Annotated in this window: 11 protein-coding genes; 7 read left to right on the top strand and 4 right to left on the bottom strand. The window is 72.3% G+C overall.

Annotation, left to right across the window (positions count from 1 at the left end; genetic code table 11):
- The first annotated feature begins 181 nt into the window (after positions 1-181).
- On the top strand, positions 182-1,459 hold the full coding sequence (locus J7E94_RS01235) for a TerD family protein (protein WP_215011631.1): 1,278 nt from the start codon (positions 182-184) through the stop codon (positions 1,457-1,459).
- A 102-nt stretch (positions 1,460-1,561) separates the two neighbouring features.
- Positions 1,562-1,738 carry a hypothetical protein gene (locus J7E94_RS01230; RefSeq protein WP_215011486.1) on the top strand — a complete coding sequence of 59 codons (177 nt, stop codon included), beginning with the start codon at positions 1,562-1,564 and terminating at the stop codon, positions 1,736-1,738.
- Positions 1,739-1,828: 90 nt separating this feature from the next.
- Here J7E94_RS01230 and J7E94_RS01225 read toward each other — a convergent pair whose 3' ends face one another.
- The 3 genes from J7E94_RS01225 to J7E94_RS01215 form a co-directional block, all read right to left on the bottom strand.
- Positions 1,829-3,268 (bottom strand): alkaline phosphatase PhoX, encoded by a 1,440-nt coding sequence (locus J7E94_RS01225; protein WP_215011484.1) that lies wholly within the window; start codon positions 3,266-3,268, stop codon positions 1,829-1,831.
- Positions 3,269-3,713: 445 nt separating this feature from the next.
- Positions 3,714-5,159 carry an argininosuccinate synthase gene (gene argG, locus J7E94_RS01220; RefSeq protein WP_215011482.1) on the bottom strand — a complete coding sequence of 482 codons (1,446 nt, stop codon included), beginning with the start codon at positions 5,157-5,159 and terminating at the stop codon, positions 3,714-3,716.
- A gap of 138 nt (positions 5,160-5,297) precedes the next feature.
- The gene (locus J7E94_RS01215; RefSeq protein WP_215011480.1) at positions 5,298-6,824 is read right to left on the bottom strand and encodes a hypothetical protein; all 1,527 of its coding nucleotides are present in this window, start codon (positions 6,822-6,824) and stop codon (positions 5,298-5,300) included.
- Positions 6,825-7,213: 389 nt separating this feature from the next.
- On the opposite strand from J7E94_RS01215, the gene J7E94_RS01210 reads away from it, so the two are divergent.
- From J7E94_RS01210 to J7E94_RS01195, 4 genes are all read left to right on the top strand, one after another.
- Complete coding sequence (locus tag J7E94_RS01210) at positions 7,214-9,055, top strand: endonuclease/exonuclease/phosphatase family protein (protein WP_215011478.1); 1,842 nt, start codon at positions 7,214-7,216, stop codon at positions 9,053-9,055.
- A 98-nt stretch (positions 9,056-9,153) separates the two neighbouring features.
- Positions 9,154-9,606 (top strand): GNAT family N-acetyltransferase, encoded by a 453-nt coding sequence (locus J7E94_RS01205; RefSeq protein WP_215011476.1) that lies wholly within the window; start codon positions 9,154-9,156, stop codon positions 9,604-9,606.
- A 215-nt stretch (positions 9,607-9,821) separates the two neighbouring features.
- On the top strand, positions 9,822-10,076 hold the full coding sequence (locus tag J7E94_RS01200; RefSeq protein WP_215011474.1) for a hypothetical protein: 255 nt from the start codon (positions 9,822-9,824) through the stop codon (positions 10,074-10,076).
- Positions 10,077-10,185: 109 nt separating this feature from the next.
- Positions 10,186-10,653 carry a GNAT family N-acetyltransferase gene (locus J7E94_RS01195; RefSeq protein ID WP_215011472.1) on the top strand — a complete coding sequence of 156 codons (468 nt, stop codon included), beginning with the start codon at positions 10,186-10,188 and terminating at the stop codon, positions 10,651-10,653.
- A 174-nt stretch (positions 10,654-10,827) separates the two neighbouring features.
- Here J7E94_RS01195 and dapD read toward each other — a convergent pair whose 3' ends face one another.
- Positions 10,828-11,808 carry a 2,3,4,5-tetrahydropyridine-2,6-dicarboxylate N-succinyltransferase gene (dapD, locus tag J7E94_RS01190; RefSeq protein WP_215011470.1) on the bottom strand — a complete coding sequence of 327 codons (981 nt, stop codon included), beginning with the start codon at positions 11,806-11,808 and terminating at the stop codon, positions 10,828-10,830.
- Positions 11,809-11,961: 153 nt separating this feature from the next.
- On the opposite strand from dapD, the gene J7E94_RS01185 reads away from it, so the two are divergent.
- A complete protein-coding gene (locus tag J7E94_RS01185; protein WP_215011468.1) occupies positions 11,962-12,837 on the top strand; it encodes a winged helix-turn-helix transcriptional regulator in 876 nt (291 codons plus the stop codon).
- Positions 12,838-13,112 lie beyond the last annotated feature (275 nt).

Below are 13,112 nucleotides of genomic sequence, written 5' to 3'. Positions count from 1 at the left end.
CGGACCTCCCGGAACGGACCACGCACAGGATGCGTGTCGCCGCCCGGGTCGCGAAAAGCCGGGACCCAGTGCGCCCAAGACCGTTCGGGGCGTGCCACTACGCAGGGCCCACCCCGCACAGTGGACAGGAACGGTAAGGGAACGGCAAAGCACCTTCGATCGTTCTCGGGGCATGACCGCTATGACCCCAGGCTCCAACCTGCCGCTCAACACCGTCCGTGTGACGGTGGACGTGGCCGCCCCGGTACGACTCGACGTATCGGGGCTCCTCCTCGCGGCGAACGGCAAGGTGCGCTCCGACGCCGACTTCATCTTCTACAACCAGCCCTCCGGCCCCGGCGTCAGCTACCGGTCCGGCGGCGGTGCGGCGCCGGACTCGATCACCGTGGACACCGGCGCCCTGCCCCCGGGCATCGAGCGCATCGTGGTCACGGCCAGCCCCGACGCGGCCGGGCAGACCTTCCAGGGCGTCGAGCCCACCGCCACCGTGCGCAACGCGGACGGCGGCGCGGTGATCGCCACCTTCACCCCGCCGCAGCTGGGCTCCGAGACCGCCCTCGTCGTCGTCGAGGTCTACCAGCGCGGCGGCGTATGGAAGGTGCGAGCGGTCGGCCAGGGGTATGCGAACGGCCTCGCCGGCATCGCGACCGACTTCGGCGTCTCCGTGGACGAGGAGCCGGCGGCCGCGGCTCCCGCGCCCGCCCCCGTCGCCCCGCCGGCGCCCCCGGCGCCCCCGGCTCCGCCCGCTCCGCCCGCTCCGCCGGTCTCCTACCCGGCCTCCCCCTGGCTCGGCGGGGCCACGACGCCCACCCCGGCCGCGCCCCCGCCCCCGACGGCTCCCGCCCCTGCCCCCGTGGCCGCGTCCGCCGCGCCCGGCGCCGGGAAGATCAACCTGGACAAGGGCCGGGTCAGCCTCCAGAAGAACCAGACCGTCTCCCTGGTCAAGGGCGGCCGCCCGCTGCTCTCCCAGGTCAAGATGGGCCTGGGCTGGGAGCCCGCCTTCCGCGGCCGGGACATCGACCTCGACGCGTCCGTCATCGCCTTCGGCCCGCAGCGCAACCACATCGACAGCTGCTACTTCGGCAAGCTGTCGATCCTCGGCGGCGCCGTCAAGCACTCCGGGGACAACCTGACGGGCGAGGGCGCGGGCGACGACGAGGTGATCGTCGTGGACCTCGGCCGGATCCCCGCCGACGCCACCGGACTGGTCTTCACGGTCAACTCCTTCTCCGGGCAGAAGTTCACCGAGGTGGCCAAGGCCTACTGCCGGCTGATCGACGCGGCGAGCGGCGAGGAGCTGGTGCGCTTCGACCTCACCGGTGCCGAACCGCAGACCGGAGTCATGATGGCGAAGCTCATCAAGCAGTTCTCCGGGGAGTGGGAGATGACGGCCATGGGCGAGTTTGTGAAGTCCCGCACAGTGCGCGGGATGGTCAAGCCCGCCGCACAGGCACTCTGAGCAGGTGGGCGGGCACATGCGGCCGCCGCGTGACAAGGCGGGTGATGGATGCCACGCGTAATCCGCAGGTGGCTGTCCGTGCCCGCCCGTAGCCTTGAAGGCATGCACGAGTCATTCAACCCCGCAGGGCCCGCCCGCCCGTCCGCCGCAGAGGCGAACGAGGCGATACGGCACCTTGTCGAAACCCGGGTGGACGGCGAGTGGCCCTCGGAGGCGTATGAGTTCCTCCTCGCCGAGTGGGCCGCGGCCTCCCGGGCAGAGGTTGCCGCGGCCCAGTGAGCCGTCGGTGCCGTCGCTGAGCCGGCGGCGGCGCCGTTGCCCTCGCTGAGCCGGCGGTGAGCCGTCAGGCCGGCGGCAGCGGGAGCTGCGTCAGTGCGCGCGCCGCCACGGCCCGGTGATGGCCAGCATGATGCCCGGGTCCTGGATGTTGGCGTACAGCGTGCGCCCGTCCGGGGAGAAGCAGACACCGGTGAACTCGGAGTACTCGGGCTCCTCGGCCGTCCCGATGTTCAGCTCGTTGCGCGCCAGCGGGTAGGTGCGGCCCGATTCGGTCGCGCCGAACAGGTGCTGGAGGCCCGAGCCGTCCTCGGCGATGACGAGGCCTCCGTACGGCGACACGGTGATGTTGTCGGGGCCGTCGTAGCCGCCCTCCGCCGACGTGTCGGCGTTCACCCCGATCAGCACGGTCAGCCGGATCGTGCGCCGCTTGGGGTCGTAGAACCACACCTGGCCGTCGTGCGCCGCGCCCGGGCTCTCCTCACGGGCGTAGGACGAGACGAAGTACGCGCCGCCGTCGGCCCACCACATGCCCTCCAGCTTGCGCCCCCGCGTCACGATCCCGTCCGCGAACTGCTTGCGCACGGGCACGGTCCGCGCGTCGCGGTCGTCCACGTCCACCCAGTCGACCCCGTAGACGGTGCCGACCTTCGTGGCGCGCGAGAGGTCGTCGACGAAGCGGCCCGAGCTGTCGATGCACTTGGGGGCCTGGAGTACGCCGGCGTCGGCGGCAAGGGTTCGGAGCTTGCCGCGCCCGTGCCGGAAGCCGGCCGGCGGGGTCCAGCGGTAGAGCAGCCCGTTGGGGCCGGAGGCGTCCTCGGTCAGGTAGGCGTGGCCCTGGCGCGGGTCGATGACCACGGCCTCGTGCGCGTACCGCCCGAAGGCCTTGATCGGCTGCGGGCCGCGGTTGGCGCGGCGGTCGTGCGGGTCGACCTCGAAGACGTAGCCGTGGTCTTTCGTCATGCCGTTCTTGCCGGCCAGGTCCTCGTTCTCCTCGCAGGTCAGCCAGGTGTCCCAGGGGGTGGCACCGCCCGCGCAGTTGGTCGACGTACCGGCGACGCCGACCCATTCGGCGACCTCGCCGCCGCGCCGGACCTCGACGACCGTGCAGCCGCCGGCCGCGGCCGGGTCGTAGACGAGGCCCTCGGTGAGCGGGACGGGGTGCGCCCAGTTCTCCCGCTTGCCCTTGAGCTCGTGGTTGTTGACGAGGAGGGTGACCCCCCGGTGGCCTTCGAAGGCTGCGGTCCCGTCGTGGTTGGACGGTGTGGTCTCGCCGGACTCCAGCTTCGTGACACCGCTGTGCGTGATGACGCGGTACGCGAATCCGGCGGGGAGCGCGAGGAGGCCGGCCGGGTCGGGGACGAGGGGGCCGTAGCCGGGCTCGCAGGGCTGCCCGTGCTCGTCGCGGCGCGTGCTGTCGTCGGCGGCCAGCGCCCCGGGGGCGGTCGCGAGGGCGCCGACGGTCCCGGTGAGCGCGACTCCCGCGCCGGCGATGACGGTGCGGGCGGTGAAGTCTCTGCGGCTGAGCGGCATCGGGTCTCCAGGGGTGGGGAGGTGGTGCGCCTGTCGTGCGGTCGTCGGCGCACACGCTCCCGCCCGCACGTGAACGGCGGCTGAACTACCCGCGCCGCGGAGCCGACCCCTTGCCCGCGGCCGGAATGGCCAACTCCACCCCAGGAACGGCGCATTGTCGACGCCCAGCCGCCGGGCCGCCCGGCCGCAGCGCCCCGGAGCGCGCGGCGGCGGCCCCACTGGTGTTTCGGTCATGCGCACGAAAAAGAATCACCGCCACGGCCCGGATCCTGGGCGTGCTGCTCACGGGCTGCCGTCCGCCGGCGTTCTGGTGGCCAAGGACACCCATGGTGGCGAACCAGCGCTGACCGGCCCGGCACCTCCGGCCAGATGTGTGCTCGTGGAAACGGCCGGCCCGACGCCGTCGTGGGCGCCGAGCCGGCCGGAGGCGGTGAAGCCCGTGCCGTCAGTCCGTGCCGAACTCCATCGCGGCGCGGTCCAGCATCTCCTCGTCGTCGGAGACCTCGCCGCGGGAGGCGATGGCCTCGGCGCCGCCCTCCGGCATGGTGCCGATCAGCCCGGTGGCGGCCGCCTGGGCGGCGCCGATGGCGGGATTGGCGGTGCCGATCAGGCCGAGGACGGCGTACTGCTCCAGCTTGGCGCGCGAGTCGGCGATGTCGAGGTTGCGCATGGTGAGCTGGCCGATGCGGTCCACCGGGCCGAACGCGGAGTCCTCAGTGCGCTCCATGGACAGCTTGTCCGGGTGGTAGCTGAACGCCGGGCCCTTGGTGTCGAGGATCGAGTAGTCCTCGCCGCGCCGCAGCCGCAGGGTGACCTCGCCGGTGACGGCCGAGCCGACCCAGCGCTGGAGCGACTCGCGCACCATCAGCGCCTGCGGGTCGAGCCAGCGGCCCTCGTACATGAGGCGGCCGAGGCGCCGGCCCTCGTTGTGGTACTGGGCGAGGGTGTCCTCGTTGTGGATCGCGTTGACGAGGCGCTCGTACGCGGCGTGCAGCAGGGCCATGCCCGGGGCCTCGTAGATGCCGCGGCTCTTGGCCTCGATGATCCGGTTCTCGATCTGGTCCGACATGCCCATGCCGTGGCGGCCGCCGATGGCGTTGGCCTCCATCACCAGGTCGACGGGGGAGGTGAACTCCTTGCCGTTGATCGTCACGGGGCGGCCCTGGTCGAAGCCGATCGTCACGTCCTCCGTGGCGATCTCGACCGAGGGGTCCCAGAACCGCACGCCCATGATCGGCTCAACGGTCTCGACACCCGTGTCGAGGTGCTCCAGGGTCTTGGCCTCGTGGGTGGCGCCCCAGATGTTGGCGTCGGTGGAGTACGCCTTTTCGGTGCTGTCGCGGTAGGGGAGGTCGTGGGCGAGCAGCCACTCCGACATCTCCTTGCGGCCGCCGAGCTCGGTGACGAAGTCCGCGTCGAGCCAGGGCTTGTAGATCCGCAGGTGCGGGTTGGCGAGCAGGCCGTAGCGGTAGAACCGCTCGATGTCGTTGCCCTTGAAGGTCGAGCCGTCGCCCCAGATCTGTACGTCGTCCTCGAGCATCGCCCGCACCAGCAGGGTGCCGGTGACGGCGCGGCCGAGCGGCGTCGTGTTGAAGTAGGCACGCCCGCCCGAGCGGATGTGGAACGCGCCGCAGGTGAGCGCGGCCAGGCCCTCCTCGACCAGCGACGCGCGGCAGTCGACCAGGCGCGCGATCTCGGCGCCGTAGGTCTTCGCACGGCCGGGCACCGAGGCGATGTCGGGCTCGTCGTACTGGCCGATGTCGGCGGTGTAGGTGCACGGGACGGCACCCTTGTCGCGCATCCAGGCGACCGCGACGGAGGTGTCGAGGCCGCCGGAGAAGGCGATGCCGACGCGTTCGCCGGCGGGCAGGGAGGTGAGGACCTTGGACATAGGAAGAGTATGCATTATCGCGTATGTTCATGCAAAGGGTCCAGGTCCGATCGTCTCCCGGCCTGACCGGGGCCGCGGTCGGGGCCCCGGTCAGGGCCCCGGACGAGGCTCCGACCAGGGCCTCGACGCTGCGGCGGCTCAGGGCTGCCGGGACCGTGCCTTGAACGCGGCCTTGCGGGCCTCCTTCGCCGCCTTCTTGTCCGGGTGCAGCCGGCCCATCGCCTCCAGGACGTACGCCGTCGCCGGGTGCTCCACCCGCCACACCCGGTCGAAGAACCCCGTGTGGTGGGCGGTGAGGGTCTCCATCAGGAGCGGCAGCTCCTCGGTCTCCCCGTCCGCGGCGAGCTGCGCCGCGATCGTGTCGACCGTCAGCCAGAACACCATCGCCCCGTCCGGCGCCGGTACGTCGCTCACCCCGCGCTCGGCCAGCCAGACCCGGGCGAGCCCGCCGAGCTCCGCGTCGTCCAGCACCGCGCGGACCGCGGGCTCGGCCTCCGGCCCGGCCGGGGCGAGGGCCTGCTGGCAGCGCAGCCGGCGCAGCGGGGCTCCCGGGTCGTCACCGCGCGCCGCGTCCAGCAGTTCGGCCACGGCGGCGGGGAGCGCGCGACCGGCCAGCCACAGTTCCATCTCGGCCTGGGCGGCGTGCTCCGGGTAGGAGGAGACCACGTCGAGCAGCGTGTCCGCGCCCTTGCCGGCCAGCTCGCCGACCGCGGGCGCCTCGACGCCCGCCTCCAGCATCCGGGCCCGGACCCCGTACAGGCCGAGCGGGGTCAGGCGGACCATCCCGTAGCGGGAGACGTCCTCGTCCGCGTCGTCGTCGGCCTGGCCGGCGCCGGCACCGACGGCCATGTCCTCGTCGTCCGCCTCCGCCTCCGCCAGCAGCTCCTCGTCGACCGGCTGGTACTCGACCAGCCCGATCGGCTCCAGCTGCCGGAACTGGTCGTCGAGGCGCATCATCGCGTCCGAGACCTGCTCCAGGACGGCGTCGGTCGGATCCGCCATGTCGTCGGGAACGACCATGGACGCGGCGAGCACCGGCAGCGGAACCGGTGCGTCCGCCGACCCGCCCTCGGCGACGGTGAGCAGGTAGAGGTTGGCGAGGACGCCGTCCAGGAAGTCCGCCTCGCGCCGCGGATTCCAGTCCAGCTGGTCGAAGTCGATCTCCCCACCCGCGTCCAGCGCGTCGACGAGGTCGTCCAGGTCTGGTACCGCCGCGTCGGCGAGCACGGTGTCCAGGGCGGCCAGCCAGATGTCGAGCACGTCGCCGGGCGCGCCGCCCGTCAGCAGCGCCAGGTCCTCACCGGGCTCGGCGGCGCCGGCCTCTTCCACTCCGGAGCCCCCGGAGTTCGCGGAGTTCGCGGAGTCGCCTCCGCCCTCCTCGGGTTCGGTCACGTCGACCAGGCCCGTATCCACGGCCACCCGCCACGCCTGGCTCGCGTACACCGCGGAGGCCGGGTCGGCGGCGTCGAGGCCGAGCACCTCGGCGGCCTCGGGGAGCTGGGCGGCGGCGAGTTCACCGCCGATGTCGACGCGGGTGCCGGGTCCGGCCCAGCGGGCCAGCCGTACGGCGCGGGCGAACAGGGGGGCGACCAGGGCGTCGCGGGCCAGTTCCGCATCGGAGTGCAGCCGTACCGGCGGCAGCGTGGGGTGCGGCTCTGCGGACATGGGGCAGTTCTCCTCGCGGACGCGGTGGACGCGGTGGGGCGGGCCGTGACGGCCCGTCGGACGGCTCGCCCGGCTGGACGGTTCGCCCGGCCGGACGCCAACCCGGCCGGATGGCCGGTCAGTCAGTCGGTCAGCCAGTCAGTCGGCTGGCCGGACGGCCGGTCCGGCGCCCCAGCGTAGACGCATTCCGGGCGCGGGCGGCGGGCCATTGCGTTTGGTTCATCCCACAGTCAGCTGCCGTATTGCCTGTAGGCCTTGACAACTTTGCCGGGCACACAGGAAATTGACGCGCGTAGATGTTTCGGGGGCCGCAAGCCCCCCGCAGATCTCGCGGCTCTCGCTGCCGCACCCTCCTGCTCCTCCCTCATCCCACACCGGAGTTCCCGCCCATGCGCTCCTCGCATCCCCGTTCCGCCGCCGTCGCGGCCCTCGTCGCCACGGCGCTGGCCACCGGTCTGCTCGCGGGTTCCGCCGACGCGGCCGAAGGCGCCGTGTCCGCCGATCCGATACGCATCCACGACATCCAGGGCACCACCCGGATATCCCCGCTCAACGGCAAGCAGGTCGCCGACGTGGCGGGCATCGTGACGGGCGTGCGTACGTACGGCTCGCGCGGGTTCTGGATCCAGGACGCGGACGCCGACGACAACGACGCCACCAGCGAGGGCGTGTTCGTCTTCACGAACTCCGCCCCGACCGTCGCCGTGGGCGACGCGGTCAAGGTCTCCGGTACGGTCGGCGAGTACATCCCCGGCGGCGTCAACTCCGGGAACCAGTCGGTGACCCAGATCTCCAAGCCGACGGTCACCGTGCTGTCCTCGGGCAACGCACTGCCCGAGGCCACCGCCGTCAACGAGTACTCGGTGCCCGCCGAGTACGCCCCGGCCGGCGACCCGGCCGCCGGCGGCAGCATCAACGGCCTGGCCCTGGAGCCCTCGCGCTACGCCCTGGACTACTACGAGTCCCTTGAGGGCATGAACGTCAAGATCGGCACCTCGCGCGTGGTCGGCGCCACCGACCCGCATGCGGAGCTGTGGGTCACGGTGAAGGGCTGGGAGAACACCGCCAAGCGCGGCGGGACGATCTACGGCTCCTACGAGTCCCAGAACACCGGCCGCCTCCAGATCCAGCAGCTCGCGCCCCTCGCGCAGCAGCCCTTCCCGGTGGCCAACGTCGGCGACAAGCTGACCGGAACCACCGAAGGCCCGCTGGACTTCAACCAGTTCGGCGGCTACACCCTGGTGGCCCGCACCCTCGGCACGGTCGCGGCGGGCACCCTCGTCCCCGAGAAGACCAAGGCGCAGGCGGCGAACGAGCTCGCGGTGGCCACGTACAACGTCGAGAACCTCGACCCGACCGACCCGCAGGAGAAGTTCGACGCCCTGGCGAAGGCGGTCGTCGAGAACCTGGCCTCCCCCGACATCCTCGCGCTGGAGGAGATCCAGGACGACAACGGCGCCAAGAACGACGGCACGGTCTCGGCCGAGCAGACGCTGACGAAGTTCACGGCGGCGATCGCGGCCGCCGGCGGCCCGGCCTACCAGTGGCGGAGCGTCAACCCGGAGGACAAGAAGGACGGCGGCGAGCCCGGCGGCAACATCCGCCAGGTGTTCCTCTTCAACCCGGAGCGGGTCTCCTTCACCGAGCGCGCCCCGGGTGACGCGGTGACGGCGACCGGTGTGGTCAAGGAGAAGGGCAAGGCCGCCCTGACCCACTCCCCCGGCCGGATCGACCCCGCGAACCCGGCGTGGGCCGACAGCCGCAAGCCGCTGGCCGGCGAGTTCACCTTCCGCGGCAAGACGGTCTTCGTGATCGCCAACCACTTCGGCTCCAAGGGCGGCGACGAGGGCCTGACCTCGCACCACCAGCCGCCGGTGCGCTCGTCGGAGGCCAAGCGGCTGCTCCAGGCGCAGGCCGTGAACGGCTTCGTGAAGGAGATCCTGGCGGCGGAGAAGAACGCCAACGTCCTCGTCCTCGGCGACATCAACGACTTCGAGTTCTCGGCGACGACGAACGCGCTGGCCGACGGCGGCGCACTGTACCCGGCGATCAAGTCGCTGCCGAAGGCGGAACGGTACTCCTACGTCTACCAGGGCAACGCGCAGGTGCTGGACCAGATCCTGACCAGCCCGGCGATCAAGTCCTTCTCGTACGACAGCGTGCACATCAACGCGGAGTTCTCGGCCCAGAACAGCGACCACGACCCGCAGGTGCTGCGCTTCCGTCCGTAGTCCCGTAGCCCCGCACTCCCGTAGCCCCGTAGTACCTCGGACCGCAGAGGGCCCGGCCGCCGTCCGTCCCGGCCGGGCCCTCTGCCACACTCCAGGCCATGATCTTCCGTACCGCCACATGCGAGGACCTGCCCGCCGTACTCGCCCTGTTGGACGGCGAGGAGCGGGTGGTGGACCCGGGCTCGATCGTGGTCGGCGAGGCGCACGAGCGGGCGTTCACCGCCATCGAGGCCGACCCCCGCAACGAGATGCTGGTGTTCACGGAGCCGGACGGAAGCGTCATCGGCTGCCTCCAGCTGACGTACATCCCGGGCCTCGGCCAGAACGGCCGGGACCGGGCCCTGGTGGAGGCGGTACGGATCCGCGCGGACCGGCGCGGCGGGGGCCTGGGCGCGGAGCTGATGCGGCTGGCGGTGGACCGGGCCCGCGAGCGCGGCTGCGGCCTGGTCCAGCTGACCAGCAACAAGCGGCGCGGCGGCGCGCACCGCTTCTACGAGCGGCTGGGCTTCACCCGCAGCCACGAGGGCTTCAAGCTGTCCCTGGAGCCGTAGCGGGACGCTTGCGGCCGCGGCCCTGGGCCACGCCGAGGCCGTGGCCAGGGCCGGTTTCGGGGGGTCGGTTTCGGGGGGTCGTTCCCGGACAAGGCGGGGACTTTTGGCCCTGGCGTGAACCTCGCCACATCCCTACCGAATCGACCGCATGTGGTGTTGAGTGGCTCCACACCCGATCTCGCGCCGCCTCGTTCCCCGCACTCCCGGAGGACCGCGTGTTCCCCTCCATCTCCCTCGCCCAGGAAATCGGCCTGGCCTTCCTGCTCGTCGCCGCCCTCGTCTGGGTCGTCGGGCTCGGCCACATGCTGTGGGACAGCCGCTTCCACCACCCGGAGCCGAGCGCCTTCGAGGGCCTGTCGGTGATACCGGGCCAGCGCAGCGCCGCCGCCCACCCGATGGAGTCGGTGGAACTGACCGAGGCCGAGCAGCAGGCTTTCGCGGGCCTGATCCGCACGATCCCGCTGCACTGACTCCACTGACTCCACTGACGCCCTCCCGCACGAGCAAGCCCCTCACAGCGAGCGGGCGGCCTGCGCGTACTCCGTGGGCACGACGGGCGGCCGTTGTTACGGTGCGCGGATGAGTCTGCGCCTTGAGAAGATCACGCCCGCCCATGTGGAAGCCGGCATGGGCATCCGGATACGGCCCGAGCAGGAGAAGAACGTCGAGCCCGTCGCGCATTCGCTCGCCGAGGCGTACGCGTGGGGGGACACCGCCTGGCCGCGGCTGATCGTCGACGGGGACGAGACCGTCGGGTTCCTCATGGCCTTCCTCGACATCCAGTGGAATCCGGAGAAGGACCCCGAGGACCGCCGCAGCGGGTTGTGGCGGCTGAGCATCGACGCGGGCGCACAGGGACGCGGGTACGGGCGGTACGCGGTGCGGGAGGTGGCCGCGGAGATCCGGCGGCGCGGCGGGGACCGGCTGTTCACCACCTGGGAGTCCGGCGAGGACGGGCCCGGGGAGTTCTATCTGAAGCTCGGCTTCCGGCCCACCGGGGAGACCAGCGGCGGCCAGACCGTCGGCGTGCTCGACCTCGCCGGCTGAGGTCGACGGCGGCCGGACAGCCGGCCGCCGGGGGCCACCCGATGCCGGAGCTGCCGCAGCGCCCTCCCGGGCCGTCTCGGGGCCGTAGGAGGGCGCTCGTCGGGGACCGACCCCGACCACGGGTGACGGCTCAGCCGCAGGCCGGTGCGGTTGAGCGTCAGTTGTGGCTGGGTGTCAGTTGTGGCTGTGCAGGACCTCGTTCAGGCCACCCCAGGCCGCCTTGTACGGGCGGGCCTCGACGGCGCCGGTGACCGAGTTGCGGCGGAAGAGGATGTTGTTGGCGCCCGAGAGCTCCAGGGCCTTGACGATCTGGCCGTCCGGGAGGGTGACGCGGGTGCCCGCGGTCACGTAGAGGCCGGCCTCGACGACGCACTCGTCTCCCAGCGCGATGCCGACGCCCGCCTCGGCGCCGATCAGGGTGCGCTCGCCGATCGAGATGATCTGCTTGCCGCCGCCCGAGAGGGTGCCCATGGTGGACGCGCCGCCGCCGATGTCGGAGCCGTCGCCGACGACGACGCCCGCGGAGATGCGGCCCTCGACCATGGAGGTGCCCAGGGTGCCGGCGTTGAAGTTGACGAAGCCCTCGTGCATGACGGTGGTGCCCTCGGCGAGGTGCGCGCCGAGGCGGACGCGGTCCGCGTCGGCGATGCGGACGCCCTTGGGGGCGACGTAGTCCGTCATCCGCGGGAACTTGTCGATCGAGGTCACCTGGAGGTGCAGGCCCTCGGCGCGCGCGTTGAGGCGGACGGTCTCGACCTGGTCGACCGCGACCGGGCCCAGGGAGGTCCAGGCGACGTTGGCCAGCAGGCCGAAGACGCCGTCCAGGTTCTGGCCGTGCGGCTTGACCAGGCGGTGGCTGAGCAGGTGCAGGCGCAGGTACGCGTCGTGGGCGTCCAGCGGCTTGTCCTCCAGGGAGGAGATCACCGTACGGACGGCCACGACCTCGACGCCGCGGACCGCGTCCTGGCGGATCGCCTTCGCCGCGGCGGCGCCCAGCAGCTCCACGGCCCGGTCGGCGGTGAGGCGCTCGGTGCCGGCCGGGCCGGGCTCGGCGACCAGCTCGGGGGCGGGGAACCAGGTGTCGAGGACGGTGCCGTCGGCGGTGAGGGTGGCAAGGCCGGCGGCGACGGCGCCGGTGGTACGCGTAGCAGTCATGCCAGAAACCTAACCGGCGGCGGGCCGCGGTTGCCAACCGGTCTCATGTGCCGGGCGTGCGGCGGGGCAAAGGGCCGCCGCGCTACGCAAGTTCCCTTTGGGAACGGACTGTGCCACCATGACAGCCTCGGGTCGACGGACAAAGGAGTTCCCATGGCCCAGCGCACCCCCCTCGGCGACGCCGACTGCTCCATCGCCCAGGCCCTCGACGTCGTGGGCGACTGGTGGACGCTGCTGATCGTGCGCGACACCGCCCGCGGCCTGCACCGCTTCGACGAGCTCCAGCGCGAGCTGGGCGTGTCCCGCAAGGTCCTGGCCGAGCGGCTGAAGCTGCTGGTGGAGGCCGGGGTGCTGACGCGCGAGCCGTACCAGGAGCGCCCGGTGCGGCACGAGTACCGGCTGACCCCGCGGGGGCGGGGGCTGCTGCCGGTGCTGATCGCCCTCCAGGACTGGGGGGACAACTGGATCCTGGGAGGGGGAGAGATGACGGCTACGACGGAGGAGGCCTCGCGGGAGGCGGAGCGGGTGCACGCGCTGCGGGGCACCCGGGTGCCGGAGCTGCTGCTGCCGAACCGTTTCGGCGAGTTCGCCGACCCGGTGGCGGACACCCCCTTCACGGTCCTGTACTGCTTCCCGGGCGCGTACGCGCGCGCCGAGTCCTACCCGCCCGGCTGGACCGGGATCCCCGGCGCCAAGGGCTGTACGTTCGAGTCGTGCACGTACCGCGACCAGCTCGCGGAGTTCACCGCGGCCGGCGCCGCCGTGCACGGGGTGTCGACCCAGCGGACGGACGAGCAGCGGGAGTTCGCGGAGCAGGAGCGGTTGCGGTTCCCGCTGTTCTCGGATGCGGATCTGGGGCTGACGGCGGCACTGCGGCTGCCGACGTTCCGGGCGGCGGGGACCGCCAGGCTCAAGCGGCTGACCCTCGTCGTGGACCGCGACCGGACCGTCCGCGAGGTCTTCTACCCCATCCAGGACATCGAGGCGAGCGTCGCCGCGGCACTGGCGGCGGTCCGAGGCGCCGCCTGAGGTCCGCCTCCAGCCCCGCGGGACCCCAGTGCGGTGACCGGAAAGCCCCACCGGGTCGCGACACTCCCCCCAGCTACCTCCCCCGGACTCCGTCCGGGGGGACCCCCACGGAGGTGCCCCCAGGCACGGCACCTCGCCGCACTGTCGGACCGCGCAAGTACGTCCCGTACGAGCCGCGGCCCTCCGCCTTGCGATGCACCGCACCGGACGCCGCGCCCCGGCAAACCTTTCCGGCCAGCAGCACTAGGCCTGTCTCGTACACACATCTCCGAGCC

The organism is Streptomyces sp. ISL-94, assembly GCF_018614075.1.
Lineage (GTDB): Bacteria > Actinomycetota > Actinomycetes > Streptomycetales > Streptomycetaceae > Streptomyces.
Note: the sequence above shows the minus strand (reverse complement) of the source record. Positions and strands in the feature narration are given on the sequence as shown.

Excerpts from the sequence above, each read along its gene's own strand:
- J7E94_RS01235 (WP_215011631.1), top strand. The coding sequence starts at position 182 with ATGACCCCAGGCTCCAACCTGCCGCTCAACACCGTCCGTGTGACGGTG.
- J7E94_RS01230 (WP_215011486.1), top strand. The coding sequence starts at position 1,562 with ATGCACGAGTCATTCAACCCCGCAGGGCCCGCCCGCCCGTCCGCCGCA.
- J7E94_RS01225 (WP_215011484.1), bottom strand. The coding sequence starts at position 3,268 with ATGCCGCTCAGCCGCAGAGACTTCACCGCCCGCACCGTCATCGCCGGC.
- argG (WP_215011482.1), bottom strand. The coding sequence starts at position 5,159 with ATGTCCAAGGTCCTCACCTCCCTGCCCGCCGGCGAACGCGTCGGCATC.
- J7E94_RS01215 (WP_215011480.1), bottom strand. The coding sequence starts at position 6,824 with ATGTCCGCAGAGCCGCACCCCACGCTGCCGCCGGTACGGCTGCACTCC.
- J7E94_RS01210 (WP_215011478.1), top strand. The coding sequence starts at position 7,214 with ATGCGCTCCTCGCATCCCCGTTCCGCCGCCGTCGCGGCCCTCGTCGCC.
- J7E94_RS01205 (WP_215011476.1), top strand. The coding sequence starts at position 9,154 with ATGATCTTCCGTACCGCCACATGCGAGGACCTGCCCGCCGTACTCGCC.
- J7E94_RS01195 (WP_215011472.1), top strand. The coding sequence starts at position 10,186 with ATGAGTCTGCGCCTTGAGAAGATCACGCCCGCCCATGTGGAAGCCGGC.
- dapD (WP_215011470.1), bottom strand. The coding sequence starts at position 11,808 with ATGACTGCTACGCGTACCACCGGCGCCGTCGCCGCCGGCCTTGCCACC.
- J7E94_RS01185 (WP_215011468.1), top strand. The coding sequence starts at position 11,962 with ATGGCCCAGCGCACCCCCCTCGGCGACGCCGACTGCTCCATCGCCCAG.